We start from the raw sequence: 22279 nt of genomic DNA on the forward strand, positions 1-22279 counted from the left end.
AGCAAAATAGCAAGTTCATAAATAGTATTCGTTGCCCTTTTGTTGGACGAAAACAGCCGGTTGAGTAGGAGAGATGTGTATACCGCAAACTTGACAGGGTTATCGAGATATGTTTTGTCCAATAGAAAATGAGCCGTACTGTACGCCGATAATCACTTGTTCCCGTTTTAATAGCTGTTAACGCTAATCCGTAGCATACGGCTTGACCCGTCCTGAGATTCGCTGATTGTACGAACAACATGCATACCAAGGACAACTTTAGACCCTAAAAATTGAGACTCACGAAATGGAAAATAAGGTTAAGCGCATTGATCAATGGGTAGCACTTAACGAAGGAAGGGGCCACCCCTGAGAACTGCCCGATCAGTCTCAATTGGCTACAAATGTCAACTAAAGAAATCCGCTCGTACCCCCAATCAGGTGGAGCGACTTTTTGGGGTCAACTCAACCCTTCTTTACCATGATGGACGACGCCTTTATGTATATAATGGGTCAGCCTGGTACTCATCAACTGTACCCTATCGGCTTTAGTGCTTTTGGGGTAAGTCGTAGGAGTAAGCCGTATAATTACTTAGTTTTAGCTCATCCACTCCCTCTTTGCCATTGACTGCCTGTGCGACTACTCCATTTCCAATCGTTGAGCGTTGGGCAGATTCTCTTGTTGAGCCAGATAGGCGCTGGTCTTATCGCTGCCGGGCTCAAATACCATCCATGTGGCTATCTCGATCTTACCGGGGTTTCTCTGCCAAACGGCTTGCCGTTAGCAAAAGTAAAACAGGAGATCCGCACACCTGATTCCAGGCTGTTTCAGCCTCTAACCGAGGATATCCCTCAAGCTGAGCAATCCATGTTAGTCGGGCTTCACCAACAACGGCTCAACGGCTCATCACCCTCGGTATGGAAGCGGCTGATTCATAGTCTCATCGTGGCCCTTTCCTTCGTGACGATTTCCCAGGCCCAGCCAGCACCAACCCCTGTCACTCTGAATCAAGTGCCCGAGGAGGGATTTCTGCTCAAAGGGGGGTGGCGATTCCAGCCCGGTGATAACCCAACGGGAGCCAGCACCGATCTGGATGATCGACACTGGACGACGATTGATCCAACCAAAGACATCCGGGAGTTACCTCAACTACAGCAGGCGGGTATTGGCTGGCTTCGGTTGCACATTCAGACCGGACCTAATTTGCCGCCCCTGATGATCAAGCTGTCTCAATCCATTGCGTCAGAGATTTATTTGGACGGGCGATTATTGTATCGTTTCGGTAAGGTTAGTGCCAATCCCGATAGCGTACAGGCTTATAATCCTTCGGCCGCGTTTAGTTTTCCCCTGACGGCCTCGTCCAGCCATCTGCTGGCCCTGCGGATTGCTTGCCAGCCGAGTCAAGTTTACTACACCAACTACGTCCGCTGGGATGCGGCAGCAACTCAGTTCTGGCTACTTCCCAGCCATGTTCTACCGGCCATCAAACCGGTCGACGTCGAGTCGATTTACCTGAATACATTTCGGATCGGGATCGCTTTCATTCTCTTTATTCTGCATCTGAGCCTGTTTTTTGCACATCGCAGCCAGCGGGCAAACCTCTATGCCGCCGGGATGTATTTGTTGCTGAATTTCGCTTTTTTTTTCAGGTTTTCCAGCCCTTTTACGCACACCATAGGCCTGCAGATTCTGGCTGACTATGGGTCACAGATGGATAAGTGGGTGCCGTGCCTAGTAGTGTTGACGTTTTACAGGCTTTTCAATTTTCGCCGGGGTTGGCTGTTTTGGCTGGCCATGGGCAGTGTTAGCCTTAAGCTTATTGCGCTATCCCCTGATTTTGAGTGGTTATCTGTTCCTGTCAATTATTTCCTGCCACTTGAGCTGATCCGACTTTCGCTGGTGGCGGTCAGGCGTGAGTTGAGGGGGGCTAACATCGTTGCCATCTGCGCGTTCTGTAATCTGGGCTTATGGATTCTGTCGTCACTCTTATTTTCCCTGCATCTCCCAGGGTATGGCCATGAATGGCTGTTTCATGGTTTTTATTTAGCCAGTTTTCTGTGCTTCCCGCTGACACTGTCGATTCTGCTGGCGCTGGAACATGGCTGGGTCAACGGGCAACTGGTTGACCGGCTCCGGGAGGTCGAAATGCTATCAACCCAGAATCTGGCTCAACAACACGAACGACAGGAACTCCTAGCTCAGCAAAATGAACAGCTGGAACGACAGGTCGCTGAGCGTACCCAGGAACTTCACCAGCAGGCTGACCAGCTTCGGGAGCTTGATCAGGTAAAGTCGCGCTTTGTCAATAACCTGACCCACGAGTTTCGTACACCCCTCTCACTCATTCTATCGCCGGTAGCCAAACTATTGGAAGAAAAACGGTACGATGGCGCGTTATTGACGTTGGTCCATCACAGCGCAGATCGGCTCCTGCGGCTGATCAATCAACTCCTCGATCTAGCCAAACTGGAGGGCAATTTCATGCCCGTTTCGCTCATGCAGGGAGACCTGACGGAGTTTGTCCACCAGATTGTCACGCTATTTCAGCGTTCGGCTGAGCAAAAAGGCATACATCTGCGGTATCGTATAGGTAGGTTATCCCAAGGCGAGTACGCTTTCGACGCGGATAAATGGGATAAAATTCTAACCAATTTGCTAGCCAATGCCATCAAGTTTACACCCAAGGGAGGGCAAGTGACGCTGACGGGTATGCCCGTTTGGTCGTCCGGCGAAATGACCCAGGTAGCCTTCCGATTGGTGGATACCGGCATTGGTATTCCTTTTGAACAGCAACCGTATGTCTTTGACCGCTTTTATCAAGTGGATAGCGCCAGCACCCGGGCCTACGAAGGGACTGGTATTGGGCTGGCGCTGGTTCATGAACTAGTTGGCCTACTGGGAGGAACCATTACCCTCGAGAGTAAAGTGAATCTCGGTACGACCTTCTATTTGACGTTACCTATCGAACCTGTATCAAAAACCGTTAATCTACCCCACATCCGCTGGTCAACTCCTAAGTCGAATGCCCTTGAGCTAGAGGTACCGCTCGAGATGACTCCGGTAGTAAATCTGACTGTTAGTCGCCAATTGATGCCCTGCATTTTGATTGTGGAAGACAATGCCGAACTCCGGGAGTTTCTTGTGGGGGAACTGTCTGGGTCATATCAGGTAGTTCAGGCGGAGGATGGTCAGGCAGGTTGGGCATTAACCCAGACCGAACTGCCTGATATTGTCATTACAGATCTGATGATGCCCCGCATGGACGGGTACCGACTCACCCAGCTCATCAAAGCCAATGCCCATACGGACCATATTGCGGTCGTGATGCTAACGGCCAAAGCGGCTCAGCAGAGTAGAATTGACGGATTGCAATTGGGAGCCGATGATTACCTGGCCAAGCCCTTTAGCCTGGTTGAGTTGCAATTGCGGGTCCATAACTTGATTACTCGCCAGCAAAAGTTAGGGGCCTATTATCGGCAACAGTTTGCGCTGGCCGTTGCGGAGTCGACAACGTCGACGGAGGTCATACCTAAGCTAATCCAGGACCCCTTTCTGAATCGGATTTATGGGTTGTTAGACCAGAACCTGGATGACACCACGATTGGTGTCGACTGGCTGGCCGATCAGTTGGCCATGAACCGGAAAACACTCTATCGAAAGGTACAGAGCCTGATTCAACTGGCACCGGCCGAGCTGATTCGGCAGTATCGCTTGCGGAAAGCGGCCGAACTACTGCGATCTGGTATCAGTGTGATCGAAACCGTCGACTTGACTGGTTTTAGTACGCACTCTCACTTCACCCTTGTCTTCAAAGAATTCTACCAGCAAACGCCGACCGAATTCATCGCTGGCCGTAACAAAAGGGTATAGTGGTGATTCTTTTAGTGTTGCCCCTGGAATGCCCCGAATTTGACAGCCCATGCCCCAGGCAGGACAGTGCCTTCGGTAGGAATGGACGAAATTTGAGCTATCAAAAATGGTTGTTCTATCCACACCATGTAAAAACCATTGAAAGCGGCCTGAGATGAAGGCTGTTCGTGCTGGTTACAGCTTCATGATTTCATAAAGCGAATGGATCGTCAAGAGAAAGAAGACAATCATAATCGGAAGTTCATTGTTTTGACCCTGGACCCTCCTATTGATGGCGTGCTTGCTTCGTTTGGGGCAACTGAATCTGTCTTTCTGCATCGGATTCACGCTCTGCTGGAGCAGCATGACTCGTCAATGAGTGTCAACTGGCTGGCCAGACAGTTGACCATGAACCGAAAAACGCTTTACCGAAAATTACAAAGCCTGAATCAGCTAACACCCACTGACCTGATTCGCCAATATAGGCTCAAAAAAGCCGTCGAGCTGCTACGTATTGGGTACACCGTTAGTCAAACTGCCAGCTTAACGGGGTTTAAAACGCCGTCGCATTTCACGGCCGTATTCAAAGAGTTTTACCACCAGACACCCACCGAATTTACCACTAGCCAACTTGAGAAGGGTTAATGACCCATTTTATCCCTTTTTTCTAGTTAAATGCCCCGAATTTGACAGCTTATGCCCCAAAACGGACAGTGCAAGGAACGGGAAAAGTCGAGCTTTGGTGCATTAAAAGGGTCTATTGACAGCCCTGTTAACTAGTGTTGTTTACATTTTCTGTAAGCGATTTAGCCGAGTCGATATTCCTCTGACTATGTTGGCCTGCCCCTTAACTACAGGTGAAAAATGATAGAAATAGCACTGAGATTTATTCTGGAAGAAATTAACGTTTATTTAAAGATGCAGGGTAAGGAGGCTGTCATGTCATCGTACGTTGATCATGCTGGCTCGATAACTTCGGATACGAATGGTAAACTATGTATTACGTTACTTACAATTGAGCAGGAAACCAGCGTCAGGAATATGGTTGAGACTAAACGGATTGCTAATGAATACGCTCAACTAAAACCGGCTATCCGACTAAATCTGTCAGTACTTTTCGGAGCTTCCGCTGATAATTATGATGAAGCATTAAAAGTCCTATCCTATACCATAGCTTTCTTTCAGAGCAAAAATGTTTTTACTGCTCAGAATTCTCCCACACTTGATGCTGGTTTTGATAAACTGGTTCTGGAAATGGAGTCCACCAATTTGCAGGACTGGAATAACATCTGGGGTATGCTTGGCGGAAAGCATATTCCTGCTGTCGTATATAAAGTAAAAATGCTGACCATTCAGGAAGGGTTAAAAACTGGTACGACACCGCCAATTTTGGCCATTAACCAAAACCCAGCCTAGCGCATGAAACAGATTTTTGCTGAGTTATTTGAGGTTATTTTCGTTCATGATTATTTTGTCGATAAGATCTTAAGAAACATAGAACTGTTGCCAACGCCAGCGACAAGGCAACAGCTCAGTCGGGCAGGCATTATATTGAAAAAAACAGATAGTGGATTGATCGGTTTGATTGAACTCAAACTGGATGATCTACAAAAAACAATCGCTAATCTACCTGGTCAAATCTTTCCCTTGATTTTTAGTGTCCAACCAACGGATGTCTACTTTGAAAACTATAGTGAATTGCCTCTGAACAAGGCATTTGGGCAGACCTATTTCTTAAGTACCAGAGAAGTTAAGCCATACAAGATAACAGTTTCTTGTGAAGATCACGTGGGCGAAAAAGACTTGTGTCATCTAAAGCCAATGCTCTTTGAGTATCTTCTTCCAACTGTTGCATCGCCTGATAAGCTTGTTAAGTTAGTTGATTTTAATAAAAAAGAATTACTAGAAACCTTTAGCTATCCAGACAAAAATTCAACACAATCTATTTTGGTCGATCTGCGCCAATGGGGGGATGGTTCATATCAACTTCAGATTGATGCCCAAGTGGTACTATCGTTTTATGCTGATAGCTATTTACATTCTTTACGGCCCTGGGGTATTCTTGAGATAGCTAAAAGTGCAATAGGTAAGGAACAGCCAATTGCAATCAATTTTGCCGACCGAGAAACGTACTGGAAGTATATTATTATTAAAAAATATCAGCTTGATAAAAAGATTGAACTAGAAATTATCTCTGGATCAAGCATCAGATTTCTTCCCGCTAACATCCCGCTAACCGATTTTTTTGTGTCAGAGAGCCCTATTGCACTTTCAGAAAGAAATAATAGTCCTAACAAAATTCAAGGCAAATCAGAAGGCGTATTGAGTCCGATAACCCTGCCACATGCCGGGAAAGAGACTCTAACGAGAGATAATATGAAACGTAATCCGGACAAGCTTGTCTCGGAAATGTATGTGTATTTATAATTCACCCTTTCACCTTCTAAATCAGTAATCAAAATGGTTCAGCAAACCCCCGGTGTTTACATTATTGAGAAAAATGCCTTTCCTAACTCCGTTGTTGAGGTAGCTACGGCGGTGCCTGTCTTTATTGGACACACGAAGCAGGCAACTTATGATAACCGTGATTTATCAAATAAACCCATACGAGTAACATCGTTTAGCGAGTTTGAACTATACTTTGGTGGTGGATATTTCGCATCTTTTGTATTAAAGTCTGAGGCTGAAGCAGAAACGGATAAAGAAAGTAGGCTTGTTGAATCAATTCCAATTCAACTGTGGGATAAGACAACTCAATACCTTGTTCCTACCGGTAAATTATTTTATCTCTATAATAGTATCCGCCTGTTCTACCAAAACGGGGGGGCTACCTGCTACATCATTTCGATTGGTTCTTATCAAAGTGGAGATAGTACCAAAGATGATTTTGTAAAGGCCATCGATGCTTTAGTTTATGAGTCTGAACCAACCATGATTGTCTGCCCGGATGCGCTTCGGCTTGACGAACCTGATTATTATACGGTGGCAACGACAATGCTAGCTCATTGTGCCACTTACCTGAACCGCATTGCTTTGATTGATGTGTATTATGGTGCCGTGCAAAGCCGGGGAACACTAAGGAAAAGATAACAGACTTTCGCAATCAAATTGGCCAGAATAATTTGAAATATGGTGTGTGTTACTTCCCTTGGGTGGAAACTAATATTGTGTCAACCAATGAAGTTACATTCCAATACTTTGGTGAGGAGTTGGTGATCACTTTACAGAATGAGCCTGTAGGTAAAGACAAAGATGGGAAGGATATTCTGTTGAATAGTCGGCAACTGCAACTACTTCCTTCGGAGGAATCAAGAGTTAAGGCGGATCCCAATGTGAGTGGTAAGAAGTCTGCTGCCGATTTAATATTAGAAAAAAATAAAGAAGAGTTTAATGATGTGCTAACAACTAATCCAGCATTCAGGAATGCGTTAATAATAGCGGCAAAAAAAGCAGCGGCAAGTAATGCGGAGGTTAAAAATGCACTTAATAACGGTACTGTAGCGGCTGTGATGCCTACTGTAAGCGGCACTACCTTTAAGAGATTACAAGATATAAAAGTCTCTGATTTGGCCAATAATCTGGACGTGGCCAAGGCCCTGGCTAAGGCGTCGATAGATTTAATGAAGAAAAATTCTTTTGTGAAAACTGCACTTGATGTTCCTGCAGTAACTGATAAGCTTGCCGACGTAAAGCCCAATCCTCCAGAATTTGACAACTTAGAAACCCTTCAAGTTGAATCAACCATCACTTTAGCCCAGGCTATGGCCACTATACTGCTTCCTCTAGTGCAAGAGAACGCAACATTACTGGATGACCTCAAAGATAACCCAGAACTAAATGGGGCTTTGGCTGTAGCAACAGTGGGAAATCAATCAGGGGATAATGTAACAATAGACAATTTAACAACCTTTCAAGTTGAATCAACCATCACTTTAGCCCAGGCTATGGCCACTATACTGCTTCCTCTAGTGCAAGAGAACGCAACATTACTGGATGACCTCAAAGGTAACCAAGAACTAAATGGGGCTTTGGCTAACTCAATACTAGGAGTTCCTTCAAAGATAAATGACATAATGGAGGTAGGTGTTTCACAAGCCACCAATGAGTTAGCTAAGGCAATAATAACCTTTTCAGCAACAAACATAGATTTAGGAAGAGCACTTGACTCAGATAAAGACTTAGCCTATGTAAGGGGAAAAACGCTGAAAGGCGAAACAGAAAGTAAAGTAGTTACTAGTTATAACGATGCACAAAGCGATCTGGACGCAGCGATATCTGCGGCTAAAAAAGATTATCAGGAAAAAGTGAAGTCGAATCAAATAGATAGAATCTCTGTTTCGATTACCAAACTTGCCCTAGAGCGTGTTCAAACTCCTATTGGTCAAGAATTAGTCACAGACTTTGAGCCAATTGAGGCCACTGTAATTCATAACTCATTACTGGCTTCAAGTAAATCGTACGTCGCTATCACAAAAGCAATTGCACGGTATATCAACACCCTGCCCGCATCGGCAGCTATGGCCGGGGTGTACACTAGTGTCGATAATAACCGGGGAGTTTGGAAAGCACCGGCCAACGTCAGTCTCAACTCAGTGGTAGCACCAACGGTTAGCCTGAGTGATGGCGATCAGTCCGGTCTGAACGTCGACGCAGTTTCGGGTAAATCTATCAATGCCATACGACCCTTTACCGGGCTGGGGGTGTTGGTGTGGGGAGCCAGAACGCTGGACGGCAATAGCCAAGACTGGCGCTACATTAACGTACGTCGCACAATGATCATGATCGAACAGTCGGTGAAACTGGCTGCACGGTCTTACGTTTTTGAGCCAAACGATTCAGGTACTTGGACCCTCATGAACAGCATGATCAGCAGTTATTTATTCACGCTCTGGAAGCGGGGAGCGCTGGCCGGTACCAAACCAGACGATGCCTACCAAGTTTCCATTGGCTTAGGATCGACAATGACGGCTGATGATATCCTGAATGGTATTATGAACATCACCATTTTGGTGGCGATTGTCCGACCCGCCGAATTTATTATGCTCACGTTCCAGCAGCAGATGCAAAAGTCCTAAACCCTTTCACACAACACGTAAATCATAGCAATCATGGCTGGCGATAAGCAGGATAATGTATGGCCCTTACCCAAATTTTTCTTCAAAGTAACGTTGGGTGATCAGGGAGAAATTCCATTTCAGGAAGTAACTGGCCTCGATAGCGAGACCCAGGTTATTGAATACCGGGCTGGCAACAGTAAAGTGTTCTCAACCATCAAGATGCCGGGTATTGCCAAAACAGGAAATATCACGTTGAAGAAAGGCGTCTTCGCCAAAGATAACAAGTTCTGGACCTGGTACAGCACCATCAAATTGAACACCATAAAACGGGAAACGGTGGTAATCAGCCTTATGGATGAGGGTGGTGCAGACACAATGGTCTGGACATTGACCAATGCTTTTCCGGTCAAAATTTCGGGGACAGACCTAAAGTCAGACGGTAATGAAGTAGCTGTCGAAACTATTGAAATTGCCTATGAAACGATTGTCATCAAAAACGGCTAACCATGAATACCTACCCTGCAGTTGGATTTTACTTTAGTATATCGTTCGGGCCGAAGAATTCGGATTCCGACAATGGATTTCAGGAGGTGAGCGGGGTTTCTGTAACCCTGCCCACCGAAGAAATTCAGGAAGGCGGTCTTAATCTGTATAAGTATAAAGTGCCGGGCATACCAACCTATACGAACCTGGTGCTGAAAAGGGGTTATGTAGACTCTGGTTCTAATCTGGTTGAATGGTTCAGAAAAACCCTCAGTGCCGAGTTTTCCTCGCCTATTACTACACAGACGGTTGACCTACAGTTGCTAAACGAGGAGGGGCAACCCTTGAAAAGCTGGACATTTCATAATGCATGGCCGGTCAAATGGAGTATTTCTGACTTTAATGCGCAGGAAAATAAACTGGCTATCGAATCGCTTGAGCTTGCTTATTCGCACTTTGATCTCTGACGTCATGCCTATTGAAATCCGGGAATTGGTCATTAAAGTAACCGTAGAATCGCCGACAAGTGAAGCCCAGCCATCAGGTACGCTAAAGTTATCGACCGATCAGCTGGAGCGATTAAAGCGAGAAGTGCTTCAGGCCTGTATGGCAAAGCTCAAGCTGGCGTCCTCCTCTGGTTGGGAACGATAGTGCAAAAACAGGCCATGGTTTGTTGGTATAACTAGACGAAAACACCTTGGAAAAGTTAAAGATCATTGCCTATTCTGACGAGAAATTCAGCAAATACGCTGGTAAGTATACGGTTCAGGTGAACCCGGCTAACTTTTCTCACAACCGACAGGTGAATTATGCTTCTCCGGATATTGTCGGGGGCGCTGGTAAATCCCAAAAATTTGTGGATATGGGGGAAGAAAAACTGTCATTCGAATTGACAATTGACGGTACCGGAATTGTCGATAAAAAACGAACGAACGTCAGTCAGGAAATCGCTGATCTTCAGAAGATTCTGTATACTTACCAGGGCGTAAGCCACCACCCAAACTATATCCAGCTTACCTGGGGTAGTTTCCTGTTTAAAGGCGTATTGAATGACATGAGCGTTAAATACACCCTATTCCGGTCAGACGGTTTTCCCCTCCGGGTTACGGTTGCGCTTAATTTCACCGGCTTTGCCGACCCGTTGACGCTAGCTCGAAAAGCAGATAGGCAATCATCTGATTTAACGCATTTGTATGTCGTAAAAATTGGCGATAACCTGCCGCTTATCTGCTACCACTATTACGGTAAGCCCGACTATTACATTCAGGTAGCCCGATTTAATGGGCTGGCAACCTTTCGCCGTCTTACTCCAGGTACGACCCTTGCTTTACCTTCATTAAAATAGTCCCCAACCTATTTGCTCCAACTATTTCAATTTAGATTATGGTTACCTCTCCTTTAAATGCCAAACTTGATCTAGTTTCTTACCGGGTGCTCATTGATGGCAAAGAACTCGACGGCACTCGTGAAGTAGCGCAGATAAACGTTTTTTTTGGGGTGAATCGTGTCAGTACAGCTCGTGTCGAATTCCTCGACGGCGATCCATCCGAGCAATTGTTTGCCTTTAGCCAAGACAGTACGGTTAAACCAGGAGCTACAATCTCTATTCAGGCGGGGTATCACTCCGAAAATAAAGAAATTTTTTCGGGCTTGATTATTGGCCAAACCATTTTTCTGGCCTCGGATAGTTCGTCTCAACTGGCTGTAGAGTGTCGGGGCAATGAGGTAAAAATGACGATTGGCCGACAGTCAAAAACGTATGAGAACAAGAAAGATAGTGATGTATTTACGCAACTATTTTCCAATCATAGTCTTACGGCTGATGTAACGGCAACGACGGTATCGCATAAGGAACTAGTTCAGTATTATTGTACCGATTGGGATTTTTTGCTGAGCAGAGCCGAAGCAAACGGCCTGATGGTGGTTCCGGGCAAGAAGGTGGCGGTTAGTAAGCCTTCGACTTCTACAAAACCAGTGTTACGGCTAACGCATGGCGAAAGCGTGTATACGTTTAATCTGGAACTCGATGCCAGAAGCCAATACAGTGCCGTTAGCGGGTCATTTTGGGACGACTTAACGCAGAGTGTTCAGGCGTTGAGTGCTACAAATCCAAGTGTAAAAACGAATGGTACTGATTCCAGTGCATCGTTAGCTAGTGTAATAGGACTTTCTGCTTTTACGGTTCAGACGCAGGCTCCGCTCCCGGCCGAAGAGGCCCGAGCCTGGCTAAATGGCTTGTGGTTGAAGTCGGCTTTGTCCAAAATTAAAGGGACTATCAAATTTCCGGGGAATGCTTCGGTTTTACTGGGGAATATGGTTGAGCTTGTGGGCTTTGGGAATCGGTTCAATGGTACTGCTTTCGTATCGCAGGTTAATCACACCTTGGAAGCAGGTGACTGGTCTACGGAAATCGTGTTGGGGCTTGATGAAAAGTGGTTCATAGAACGTCAGCCAGATGTAATGGCTCCGGCGGCAGCGGGGGTTTTGCCGGGTATTAATGGTCTTTGCTCTGGCACTGTTACCAAAACCGATCAGGATCCGGAGGGGCATTTTCGCGTGCAGGTAAGAGTGCCTGCGTTGAATAATGAATTACTCTGGGTACGGCTGGCGCAGCAACAGGCCTCGGCCGGAACCGGCTCCTTTTTTTATCCGGAAACAAACGATGAGGTCATTATTGGTTTCGTGGGGGGCGATCCACGGTATGGAGTCATTCTGGGGTCGTTATACAGCAAAAAGCAGAAACCGGCCTATGTGCCTGATGCAGCCAATACTAAAAAAGCCTGGCTCACAAAAGAGAACCTAAAGGTTGAATTCGATGACGAAAAGAAGATTATTACCATTGAGACGCCTGGTAAAAACCAGATCGTTTTCAGCGACGATGCCAAGTCTGTTACCATTAAGGATCAGCATGGGAACGCCATCATAATGAATCAGGATGGTATTACATTCGACTCAAAAAGTGCGATCAAGTTAAAGGCCGCTTCGAACATTGAACTGGAGGCCACGGGCAAAATAGACATTAAAGCTACCGGCGACCTTGCACTCAATGGCTTGAACATAGCGGGTAAAGCCCAGTCCCAACTTAAATTGGAGGGAACTGCTTCTGCTGAAGTTTCAGCGGCTGGGCAGATGGTTATTAAGGGTGCCCTCGTCATGATAAACTAACCAATACAAAGATGCCTCCAGCTGCACGATTAACTGATATGCATGTGTGCCCCATGCTGACGCCTGGGTTGCCCCCCATTCCGCACGTTGGGGGCCCAATTATAGGGCCTGGAAGCCCTAACGTACTCATTGGTGGTCTGCCAGCCGCCAAGTTGGGTGATATGTGTGTATGTGTCGGTCCGCCCGACACGATCATAAAAGGCTCGGCAACAGTTTTAATTGGTGGTATGCCAGCGGCTCGCATGGGCGACACCACCGCCCATGGAGGTAGCATTGTACTTGGTATGCCAACTGTTATAATCGGAGGATAAAGATGGAATTACCGGAAAAGTCGTTTTTAGGGATCGGATGGAGCTTTCCGCCTTCATTTGACCAGAAAATTTCATCAGGCCACGATGGCCAATTGGTCAGTATGGCGGCAGCGGCCGAAGATATTCGCCAGAGTCTATACATTCTGTTTCATACCGAACCTGGAGAACGTATTATGGTTCCTGACTATGGTTGTGCGCTCCGTCAGTTTCTTTTCGAGACGTCGGATACGACAACGAACCGGCATTTGCAGGAAGTAGTCGAACTGGCTATCTTAAATTTTGAACCCCGAGTACAAGTCAACGCGGTTAGTATAAATGCTGGTAATGCACTTGATGGTGTACTATTCATTGAAGTTGACTACACCATCCGCACCATTAACAGTCGGCATAATGTAGTTTTCCCATTTTATAAGACTGAAGCCAACCTTCTGTAATAGTAGAAGATTCCTATAGCTTACATCCTTCGTTGGGGCTACTCCAAAGAACTATGGCTGGCCTATAGACAGATATTGCCCTGACTCCCGTTGGATCCCAAACGTAAGTTCTGTATGCATGAACAAGCAGATCCACAGCATCAAGCAACTGGCAATTGAGCTGACAACAACCGACCGCCAGGAGGCTGCGCGTTTGCAGGACTGTCTTGTCCTGCTTTTATTCGGAGGTTTAAATGAACGGTGGTCGGGTAGGAGGGTGTGGTCAAAAACAGTGGTTTTTGCGTTCAATAAAACCGTTCACTTTAGTCGTTCAGCGTTTTGAACCTCTACACCGTTTATTTTGACGCTTTTAACTTGAGGCATCGATGCCTCAGTATTGGGCAAGTCGAAGTGAATTTCAGTGAAGCATAATCACAAACACGTTGCTCGCCTAAGATCGAGCCATTAGTTGTGATTATGCCAAATGGCGCTTACCTTAGTGACAGCAAATAGAAAGCGAATGGAATTAAGTGTGAATACAGAATGGACAGGCGATGGCTTTGACATTGTCGAACAATCCAGGGCAGGCTTAAGTCGTGCCAAAGCTGATGAGGTAGCCAGGCCTATCGGACTAACTGATAAAGAGATGGCGCGCATTCTGAATCTCTCGGAGCGTACCTTACATCGGCTACGCCCTGATGCTCGATTAGATAGCAATGCTTCAGAGCGATTACTCTTACTGGAGGTCTTGATTAAGCACGGATTAGATGTATTTGATGGCCGTACGGACGTACTGGGCCGCTGGCTGCATGGTCCTTTACCGGAACTCCGTCGCCAGGCACCCGTTACTCTTTTAGATACCACCACTGGTTTTAGTATGGTTCACACCGTGTTGGGGCGGATTGAGCATGGCATCTACTCCTGAGATTTGGCATGACCTCCCCTGAATCACAGGTACGTGTGTACCGGCTTATTAAAGAACGCTTTGTGACTACGCCCCTCTCGGCAGAAGGAGCGCGACGGTTAGGAGGTCGCTGGAATCCGCCTGGTGTGGGAATTCTTTACACCTCCGCTAGCCCTGAATTGGCCTTGCTGGAACAGATTGTCCACTTACGGTCATTATCCTATAGCGACTTACCCCGGCTCGTACTCTTGACGCTGGTATTACCCGAACCGCCACGTCTACTCAATGCGTCAGATTTGCCGACTGATTGGCGAGACGAAGCGGATTTTAATGTGAATCATCAGGCAATAGCCACCTGGTTGGCTAAGCCTGACGTGCTAGCGATTGGTGTCCCTTCTGCAGTGGTACCAGACTCCTTTAACTACCTGCTTCACCCGGCACACTCAGCATTCAAGCAAATAATCGTAGCCCGAACGTCCGCTTTCCCCATAGACGCTCGTTTATGGAAAGATACCGACAGCCTTTGATGGGTACTGAATAGATTAACTTAGCTCTAATAGGGTAATATACGTGCACAAAAGCCAAGCGTAACCTTACTTAAAAGCTCGTTTAGTAAATGTTAAATAGCCTACATCGATAATTCTCTAAGTTGTGGCAACTGGGGTTTCAACTGAAGCGCCTATATTGACCCCGCGTTGGCGGAGGTACTTATATAACGTTGTCTTAGAGATGTGTAACTCGCGGGCGATTTGTTCGACCGAGTACTTGCCTTCTTTGTAGAGGCTTTCACCAATGCGGGCTTTCTGCTCACCGGCTTTGGATAGTCCTTTACGACGACCTAAGAGCTGACCTCGTCGACGGGCGGAAGCTAAACCAGCCAACGTCCGCTCCCGAATCACCTCCCTCTCAAACTCGGCTAGACTGGCGAAAATGCGAAAAACGAGCCGACCTTGAGCCGTTGTGGTATCGATCGGGTCGTTCAAACTAACTAACCCAATGTGATGTAGCTCCAACAGAGTTACGATCTCGATCAAGTGATTCAGGGAACGGCCCAATCGATCTAGCTTCCAAATCATCAAGGTGTCCCCCTCCCGAATGATTTCGAGTAGCCTGTTTAATTCAGGTCGTTCTGTTTTAGAACCACTGGCTTTTTCCTGAAAGATTTTCGAGCAACCTGCTGCATTAAGGGCATCTAGCTGAAGTGCCAGGTTTTGATCTTGGCCGGGCCGCCGGTGCGGTAGAGACGCGGGCGTAACCTAACTTCATGATATAGTAGTATCTATCTCACGTTATGGACGTGAATGTAAGAAATCTATTGTCGATCTAGGAAGCAGGTTGTTGGTGTTGAAGGTACAGAATTATCAGGTTGCAAGGCTAACAAAAAGAAGGATACCACTAAGCTCTTTAGAAAGGGGTATCACCTGAATGATAGCTGATCTGATCGATCAGTCATCATTCAGGTTTACTTGTCCTGAAAAACATCTGAAAACGTTCACGAAAAGGCTGCCTTTACTGAACGCCTACTATGAAAAGTACAAATCTTGAAAAGAGGAGGATAGGATAAGCTTATTTATACTTTAGCGGCAAAATACTATTTTCAGGGCAGATTTAGATTGACTATTGGCTCGTCGTTAGCAACTCTATTTACCAGTTGACGGACGTTTGTATAAGGGCCAATACACCGTCTCGAGTTTAGAGGGTTTACTGAAACGCTTGCAACAAAGAGTTTCGAAGCTACTTTATTACATCAGGTTTCTGGGGAATAGTACCCATCACAATCAGAAAAGAAGCTGGTTTGATACAAGTTAACCATCGCATCCTTTCATACCTAACCGGTGATCATTTGCTCTAGAACCCCTTTTAATTTAGTGATTCTCATCTGGGAGAACGAGGTGTTTAGCGAGCGCCATAGGAACGTTATGGTAGCGCTAAACGCTAAAAGAAGGAAGTAATTACCCAGCAACTCCGCTTTTAGACCAGAGTTGAGACTGCTTGACACAAAGAAGAGATACACTGCCAGTAGGGGTAGGTAAATCAGGAAACCGGGGGTTTCCTCCGCAGCAATAGTCATGTGTAACCGTACACCACCCGGTGTCTCTTCCAAATGGGCCATCAGGTCAATGTATACAGGGGAGCGGCCAAATTCAATGTACCGAACCCATAGCTTATTCTCCTTGATAAGACCATAACAAACAATTTTAGCTAAGATGAGATTGCCCTGTTGGACCACCAGAGGGCTAGCTAAGGCCACAGCCAGATGCTGACGGGCTGTGGCCAGGGAGACGGGTAACACCACTGCTCGGCGAATTTCCATCAGATTACGTTTATTATTACTAATCAGGCGTTTAGTCGTCGTTAGATCAAGAAGGGAAATACTACACTCGGTAAGGTCAATCCGGCGTCTTTGGTTGAGCATTATGATGAATTGATCTGATTAGCCGGATCAATTCATCATAAAATCGCTACACTACGGCTTAAATTTTAGCTGCTGGGCCACGTTATTGGCAATGACCTGACCTTGGGTCTGACTCACTTCAATGGTTTTTCGATAATGTAGGCCTCCATAAATTCGGGAGTTTCCCGCTTCAAGGGCGGCTTCCTGAAACGAGTTGAAAAAGCGAGGAATGTAGCCACCCAGGCGATAGGAGGTATCGGTGAACGGATATTGCTCCCCAAATAACAGAGCCAAGGTCTGGGTAGCCGCCCCGGCCGCTACGGCATGACCAGCCGGATATTCAGGGTGGTTCACCGTGGGAATAAACGCGTTCCAATCCGCCTGGTTCAGCACGGTGCGGATGTAGGTGATCGGGCGAACGCGATTATAGAGGTACTTGCTTTTAAAGAGGCTGATCTGAGCCTCTGAGATGGCCACGCCCAGCTGGACCCAGCCAACGGCCACCTTGTCTACCGGCCACCCCTGCCTTAGTTGCTCCTGGTTGAGCAGGTACATCCAGTGCCCACCCGCAAAACCATTTCCATCGGTATTATCGGCCCAGAAGAGCGCAATCGTTTTCTGTTCGTCGGTGAGGTGTTGCGAAATGGTTAAGACTTCCTTGGCCTGGGCGTAATAAGCCGACTGAGGGTCTTCCGAGTAGGGAACGGGGGGACCCTGATCCGCTCCAGCGTCACTGCCCAGCAGAATGGGCCGATTTTTGCCCCAGTTGGGCAGGGCAGCGGGTAAGAAGGCGGGGGGCGTGGGTATCCACAGGCCTTGTCCGACCACCGGGATGTACGGGGTGGTATTATCATTGCCATCGGTTTTCGCCCATTCAAATACGGTATTGGCAATCTGCTTACCAAATGCAGCCGACCGGTTTAGCTCTTCAGCATCCTGATGGGTTTGGTAAAGTTGACTATTGGCGGCCTCCAGGGAATCAATAGCGGCTTTGTTGGTCGTCGTAGGATAAAAGTAGCGGCTCATGGCTGCTAAGGCCGCGTTGGCACTGGCGGGCCAGTAGTAGCTGACAGCAGGGGTAGGAGTGGGTAAAGCGGGCAGCCCATTAAGTTGGGGAGCGATCGTCTGGTAACCTGGCAAACCCGGTACGATGGATTCGTAGCCAGCGATACCGGAGTAGGCAAATCGCCGGGCTACCACCGGGGGCGGGGCGGGCGTTGTTCGGGTGAGTTTGAGTTGCAGGGTTAACCAGGCCGTAAGGACATCAGCCGGGTAGGGGGCCCCCATAGGGGTTTCGGGTAGTCGATGGTCCTGACAGGAGGCTACTAAAAAAAAGCAACTCAATAGCCAGAGGGTAAGGAGGCCAAAACGTTGGACGGTCGATAAGGAATGCATGGCAACAGGGGTTTTCGCTTGATTGGGAAGTAGTTCGTGTCAATCGGGCTCTAAACATACGGGCTCTGACCAACCCATACTCGCTTAATCGTCCATGAGCTACGCAATTGGGTTAGACAACCGGTTCAGGTCGATGAACGGGGATTTCTACCGTTTATCGACCCCATTGTGCTGTCTGTCGATGGCGCATAAAAAAACAAGTACAATGCGTCTTTGTGACGTAACTTTAAGTTATTTCCCCACGAGCCACTCATGGAAAAGGGATCGTTAAAGCAGGCGCTGGCCGGGTTGGAGCAATATGTCTGGCTACGGCACGGGGCATTCTGGGTCATCTACACCCTGTTTCTGACCTGGTATATTCTCCAGATGAAGCTTATTAACCAGCCTCTCTTAGCGCTTCGGGATGCGCTGCTGTTCCTGGGGCTGTTTATGGTTGCCACCTACTCGCTCCTGTATGGGGTATTAGCTCCCTATTGGCAGGGGGAGACCCGTCAACTGGGCTGGCGATTGGCGGGGTGGTTAATGGGGTGCCTGGGCCTTCATTATGGATTTCGGTACTCGATACTCCATCCGATGCGAGCGGGGTATCAGGTGCCCACCAACGCCGATTTTTTCAATACCTTTTCGGCGGGTACCTATATTCTGATGATCGCGACGGCCGCGTTGGCTACCATCAGCAAGCTGCTCCGCCATTGGTATCACCAGGAAGTAGCCAATCAGCGCTTACTAGCTGAGAATGTAACGGCGGAACTTCGCCTGTTAAAAGCCCAGGTACATCCGCATTTTTTGTTTAACACGCTCAATAATCTATACGCCCTGACGCTCAAACAGTCGGATCAGGCCACCGACGTCGTGGGGCGGCTTCGGGGCTTATGGCACTACATGACCCAGGAGTGCAATCAGGCCCAGATACCCTTAACGACCGAAGTGCGGGTGCTACAGCACTATATCCAGTTAGAACAGCTTCGGTATGGCGATCGGCTCCGGGTAGAGGTTTCTATCCAGGGGGCACTGGCGGACTATCAGCTTCCCCCTTTACTACTACTGCCTTTTGTGGAAAATGCCTTCAAGCACGGCTCGGCCCAACAACTGGGTAAAGCGCAGATTACCCTCCAACTTTGGGTGGAGGCAGGTCAGCTAAGCTTTCAACTCACCAACACCCGCACCATCAGGCCCCCTGAAGGGGATAAGCCCGGCGGCATCGGCCTGCAGAATGTTCGCCAGCGCCTAAGTTTGCTCTACGCGTCAGCGTACCAACTGGCGATCGAGTCGCACCCAACCAAGTTTTCGGTCTGTCTCACGTTTCCCCTGCAAGCCCGATGAAGCGGTCGCCTTCTTTTCCACTACCGAATCGCCTGGCCAGGCACGTACTTTTCTGGCTGGGGATTACCCTGTTCATGTGGCTCATTCGCTGGCCCGACCCCAATAGCCCCGGGGGGTATGTGACGCTCGTCATGCTGCTTTCGATCCAGCTACCCACCTATATCCTGGTCACGTATCCACTCCTGTACGGGTTGATTTCGCCCCTTCTGCTCCGCCAGCGGTTCGGGCTATTCGGGTTCTTTTTGGTGGGTTGGGTGGTGGCGAGTGCGGCTATACTTCGCCTTTTTTCGGCCGATTATGAATTCGTTATTGCTCCGCATGTATTGGGCATACCCGCCACCCGATCGTTTAACGGGGCGTACTTCATCGGCTTTTTTCCGGGAGGAGGCTTTTTCTTTATCAATCTGGTCGCCGGGCTGGCCAGCAGCTTCAAGATTGGTCAATACTGGTACGATCGGCAACGGCAGCATCAACAGTTGAGCCGACAACGACTCAGCACGGAGTTGGCCCTGCTCAAAACGCAACTCCATCCCCAGTTTATCGCCAATACGCTGGCTTATTTGCAGGAGTTGACCCGGGTTAAATCGAGCCGCTCGCCCCAGGTCGTACTGGATCTTTCGCATCTACTGAGTTACCTGCTCTACGAAAGTCGGGCGCCCTGGGTTCCGCTCGACGCGGAAGTGGAGACGGTCCAGCGGTATGTCGATCTTCAACAAGGACAGCAGGGCGCGCAACTAGCCATTTCGATGAACGTTAGTGGGACACTGGACGGATGCCGGATTGCTCCCTTACTGCTGCTGGCCTTGGTCGAACATGCCTTTTTTTATTATCTCGGTGAAGACACCGAGCTTGCCTGGATTTCCATTCAGGGCCATGTCCGGCAGAAATCCCTTCGCTTCAAGGTCATTCACAGCCGGGATCCTTCACGAAGCGTCTCGGTTGAAGAGGAAGAAGCCGGATTAACCCCCATTCGTCGCCGATTAGCCCTGTTATACGCCGGGCAGTTCTCCCTGGAACTGCTCGCGGAGACCGACCTGGTGGTGGTTCTATTAGATCTGCCAGTTGACTCATTGGTCCATCAAAATCCGGAAATAGCTCTTTTGACAACCTTCACTTAACCGTTTACATATGCCACTTACCTGTTTGTTGGTCGACGATGAACCCCCCGCCCTGGAGGTCCTTGAATCCCATGCCGCCCAGGTTAGCCAGCTGGTCATTGTTGGTAAATGCGAAAATGCTCTGGATGCCTTCCGAATCTTACAAACCCAGTCGGTGGACTTGCTGTTTTTAGACATCCAGATGCCGACTTTGTTGGGAACCGATTTTCTACGGAGCCTTCGCCGGCCTCCTAAAGTCATCTTCACGACGGCTTACCGGGAGTATGCCCTGGACGGATTTGAGTTAAATGCGGTGGATTACCTGTTGAAACCCATCGCGTTAGATCGTTTCCTGCGGGCCGTTGATAAAGTTATGCATCCGGACGCGAGCCCCTTGCCAGCGCCTAATCGGTCAGTGGCAAATCAGGAAGAATTTTTGTATTTGCGGGCTGACCGGAGGATGGTCCGGGTCCAATTGGCGGATTTAGTGTACGTGGAAAGTATGAAAGACTATGTTCGTCTCTATACGGTGGCTGACCCGCCCCTGCTGATTAAGCGGACGATCAGCTCCCTGGAAACGCTCTTACCCGAAAACCGGTTTCTGCGCATTCACCGTTCTTTTCTGGTTGCGTTGGATAAGATATCGGCCTTTACAGCCGCTCACGTTTTCTTGAGCCACCAGGAATTACCCATCGGTCGGCTGTATTGCCCGCACGTACTACGGACTCTAGCTGGTCTAAGACTTGCTTGAGGGCCACTCGAATACAGCTGAGAAGGGTAGACGATGTACTTCATGTTTAGATGGATGAATAGGCCCAACAACGCCCTTAAAAGCCAAACTATCAATTTGAAGGAAGGTTGGGGCCCCTTTGATGAACAACTTATTTGACTGATCGATGATCGACTCGGAACAGGATTCATTTGACCTATATACGATATGACTACGGACAAAAATGCCGATCATGCGAGAGTTATTGCTTTCCCGCCCCTGCTCTTTGGTAGTACTTTACTGCTCGGGCTAGGAATAAGCTATGTCTTTCCTACGCCGGTTCTTTCGACAAGCATCGCCCTGCGTATTGGCCTGGTTTGGCTCAGTGTTGGCGTGAGTACCCTGCTGCTGGCGTTTCGGGGAATGATTCACCATAAGACCACGATTCACCCGAAGGGTGCCACCACGGCTATTGTCAGCAATGGCCTGTATCGGTATAGCCGCAACCCAATGTATGTATCCTTAACGCTTATTTATATTGGGGTGTCAATGGGTACGAATGCCTGGTGGGGGTTATTCCTGCTCATCCCCCTGTTACTAGTCGTTCAGAAAGGCATCATTGAACGCGAAGAAGAGTACTTGACCCGCAAGTTTGGCGAGGAATACTTGAGCTATAAAGCCATGGTACGGCGTTGGTTGTAAGTCTTGCCCCATTAAAAAAGTTTAATTTAATGGCTGGTATATGCTGGCGAGTCCTGTCTTGGCAATATACCATTTTTAGTAATGAAATTTTGGCGCGTATAGCCAGCGCCTTTTATTGATTTACTACAATTTGCAAACCAAGCCTTTTCGTTCACGAAAAGGCTTGGCCAAGTGAACGCTTACCATGATTCGCAGAATTAGTCTGACCCCTGTCCTGAAACACAAAAAGCGTTCACGAAAAGGTCGCCTTTCCTGAACGCCAACTAGGAAAAATACAAATCTTGAAAAGAGGAGGATAGGATAAGCATATCTATACTTTAGCGGTAAAGTACTATTTTTGGGACAGATTTACATTGAATATTGTCTCGTAGCTAGCAACTCTATTCACCAGTTGACGGACGTTTGTATAAGGGCCAATACACCGTCTCACTTTTGGGAGCGATTTGTGAGACTTTTAGACATAACCAAAAAAAGAAGTGGCTGGCCTCTGTCGTCA

General features: G+C 47.8%; 23 protein-coding genes. 20 read left to right on the forward strand and 3 right to left on the reverse strand.

What is annotated here, in order from left to right:
* The first annotated feature begins 613 nt into the window (after positions 1 to 613).
* The 16 genes from ACFS25_RS14075 to ACFS25_RS14150 all read left to right on the forward strand — a co-directional run bounded on the left by ACFS25_RS14075 (position 614) and on the right by ACFS25_RS14150 (position 14689).
* Positions 614 to 3850, forward strand: coding sequence for a hybrid sensor histidine kinase/response regulator transcription factor (locus ACFS25_RS14075; RefSeq protein WP_381501846.1), 3237 nt, complete (start codon positions 614 to 616; stop codon positions 3848 to 3850).
* A gap of 201 nt (positions 3851 to 4051) precedes the next feature.
* A complete protein-coding gene (locus tag ACFS25_RS14080; RefSeq protein WP_381501849.1) occupies positions 4052 to 4474 on the forward strand; it encodes a helix-turn-helix transcriptional regulator in 423 nt (140 codons plus the stop codon).
* A 219-nt stretch (positions 4475 to 4693) separates the two neighbouring features.
* Positions 4694 to 5245, forward strand: coding sequence for a DUF4255 domain-containing protein (locus ACFS25_RS14085; RefSeq protein WP_381501852.1), 552 nt, complete (start codon positions 4694 to 4696; stop codon positions 5243 to 5245).
* 3 nt (positions 5246 to 5248) lie between these two features.
* Positions 5249 to 6256 carry a hypothetical protein gene (locus tag ACFS25_RS14090; protein WP_381501855.1) on the forward strand — a complete coding sequence of 336 codons (1008 nt, stop codon included), beginning with the start codon at positions 5249 to 5251 and terminating at the stop codon, positions 6254 to 6256.
* A gap of 33 nt (positions 6257 to 6289) precedes the next feature.
* Positions 6290 to 6919 carry a hypothetical protein gene (locus tag ACFS25_RS14095; RefSeq protein ID WP_381501858.1) on the forward strand — a complete coding sequence of 210 codons (630 nt, stop codon included), beginning with the start codon at positions 6290 to 6292 and terminating at the stop codon, positions 6917 to 6919.
* A 62-nt stretch (positions 6920 to 6981) separates the two neighbouring features.
* Complete coding sequence (locus ACFS25_RS14100) at positions 6982 to 8904, forward strand: phage tail sheath family protein (protein WP_381501860.1); 1923 nt, start codon at positions 6982 to 6984, stop codon at positions 8902 to 8904.
* A gap of 33 nt (positions 8905 to 8937) precedes the next feature.
* Entirely contained in the window at positions 8938 to 9390 is a 453-nt protein-coding gene (locus ACFS25_RS14105; protein WP_381501861.1) for a phage tail protein, read from the forward strand.
* A gap of 2 nt (positions 9391 to 9392) precedes the next feature.
* Positions 9393 to 9836: a phage tail protein gene (locus tag ACFS25_RS14110; protein ID WP_381501863.1), complete on the forward strand. Its 444-nt coding sequence runs from the start codon at positions 9393 to 9395 to the stop codon at positions 9834 to 9836.
* A gap of 4 nt (positions 9837 to 9840) precedes the next feature.
* Entirely contained in the window at positions 9841 to 10020 is a 180-nt protein-coding gene (locus ACFS25_RS14115; protein ID WP_381501865.1) for a DUF5908 family protein, read from the forward strand.
* Positions 10021 to 10066: 46 nt separating this feature from the next.
* Positions 10067 to 10714 carry a CIS tube protein gene (locus tag ACFS25_RS14120; RefSeq protein WP_381501866.1) on the forward strand — a complete coding sequence of 216 codons (648 nt, stop codon included), beginning with the start codon at positions 10067 to 10069 and terminating at the stop codon, positions 10712 to 10714.
* A 38-nt stretch (positions 10715 to 10752) separates the two neighbouring features.
* A complete protein-coding gene (gene vgrG / locus ACFS25_RS14125) occupies positions 10753 to 12534 on the forward strand; it encodes a type VI secretion system tip protein VgrG (RefSeq protein WP_381501868.1) in 1782 nt (593 codons plus the stop codon).
* Positions 12535 to 12545: 11 nt separating this feature from the next.
* Entirely contained in the window at positions 12546 to 12845 is a 300-nt protein-coding gene (locus ACFS25_RS14130; RefSeq protein ID WP_381501871.1) for a PAAR domain-containing protein, read from the forward strand.
* 2 nt (positions 12846 to 12847) lie between these two features.
* Entirely contained in the window at positions 12848 to 13279 is a 432-nt protein-coding gene (locus tag ACFS25_RS14135; RefSeq protein ID WP_381501874.1) for a GPW/gp25 family protein, read from the forward strand.
* Positions 13280 to 13397: 118 nt separating this feature from the next.
* Positions 13398 to 13601 carry a hypothetical protein gene (locus tag ACFS25_RS14140; protein ID WP_381501878.1) on the forward strand — a complete coding sequence of 68 codons (204 nt, stop codon included), beginning with the start codon at positions 13398 to 13400 and terminating at the stop codon, positions 13599 to 13601.
* 177 nt (positions 13602 to 13778) lie between these two features.
* Positions 13779 to 14183: a type II RES/Xre toxin-antitoxin system antitoxin gene (parS, locus tag ACFS25_RS14145; RefSeq protein ID WP_381501881.1), complete on the forward strand. Its 405-nt coding sequence runs from the start codon at positions 13779 to 13781 to the stop codon at positions 14181 to 14183.
* 8 nt (positions 14184 to 14191) lie between these two features.
* Positions 14192 to 14689, forward strand: coding sequence for an RES family NAD+ phosphorylase (locus ACFS25_RS14150; protein WP_381501884.1), 498 nt, complete (start codon positions 14192 to 14194; stop codon positions 14687 to 14689).
* Positions 14690 to 14806: 117 nt separating this feature from the next.
* Here the strand turns inward: ACFS25_RS14150 and ACFS25_RS14155 are convergent, their stop codons facing one another.
* The 3 genes from ACFS25_RS14155 to ACFS25_RS14165 all read right to left on the reverse strand — a co-directional run bounded on the left by ACFS25_RS14155 (position 14807) and on the right by ACFS25_RS14165 (position 17952).
* The gene (locus ACFS25_RS14155; RefSeq protein ID WP_381501912.1) at positions 14807 to 15370 is read right to left on the reverse strand and encodes a recombinase family protein; all 564 of its coding nucleotides are present in this window, start codon (positions 15368 to 15370) and stop codon (positions 14807 to 14809) included.
* Positions 15371 to 15990: 620 nt separating this feature from the next.
* Positions 15991 to 16578, reverse strand: a complete 588-nt coding sequence (locus ACFS25_RS14160; RefSeq protein ID WP_381501886.1) for a hypothetical protein — start codon at positions 16576 to 16578, stop codon at positions 15991 to 15993.
* 51 nt (positions 16579 to 16629) lie between these two features.
* Entirely contained in the window at positions 16630 to 17952 is a 1323-nt protein-coding gene (locus ACFS25_RS14165; protein WP_381501889.1) for a vanadium-dependent haloperoxidase, read from the reverse strand.
* A 252-nt stretch (positions 17953 to 18204) separates the two neighbouring features.
* Here ACFS25_RS14165 and ACFS25_RS14170 point away from each other — a divergent pair, with 252 nt between their 5' ends.
* From ACFS25_RS14170 to ACFS25_RS14185, 4 genes are all read left to right on the forward strand, one after another.
* Positions 18205 to 19275, forward strand: a complete 1071-nt coding sequence (locus ACFS25_RS14170; protein ID WP_381501892.1) for a sensor histidine kinase — start codon at positions 18205 to 18207, stop codon at positions 19273 to 19275.
* Positions 19272 to 20393: a histidine kinase gene (locus tag ACFS25_RS14175; RefSeq protein WP_381501895.1), complete on the forward strand. Its 1122-nt coding sequence runs from the start codon at positions 19272 to 19274 to the stop codon at positions 20391 to 20393. Before ACFS25_RS14170 ends, ACFS25_RS14175 begins: the two co-directional genes overlap by 4 nt.
* A gap of 10 nt (positions 20394 to 20403) precedes the next feature.
* Entirely contained in the window at positions 20404 to 21123 is a 720-nt protein-coding gene (locus tag ACFS25_RS14180) for a LytR/AlgR family response regulator transcription factor (protein WP_381501898.1), read from the forward strand.
* A 186-nt stretch (positions 21124 to 21309) separates the two neighbouring features.
* The gene (locus tag ACFS25_RS14185) at positions 21310 to 21783 is read left to right on the forward strand and encodes a methyltransferase family protein (RefSeq protein WP_381501901.1); all 474 of its coding nucleotides are present in this window, start codon (positions 21310 to 21312) and stop codon (positions 21781 to 21783) included.
* The last annotated feature ends 496 nt before the right edge of the window (positions 21784 to 22279 follow it).

Origin of the sequence: Spirosoma flavum (genome assembly GCF_042686045.1) — a bacterium.
Lineage (GTDB): Bacteria > Bacteroidota > Bacteroidia > Cytophagales > Spirosomataceae > Spirosoma > Spirosoma flavum.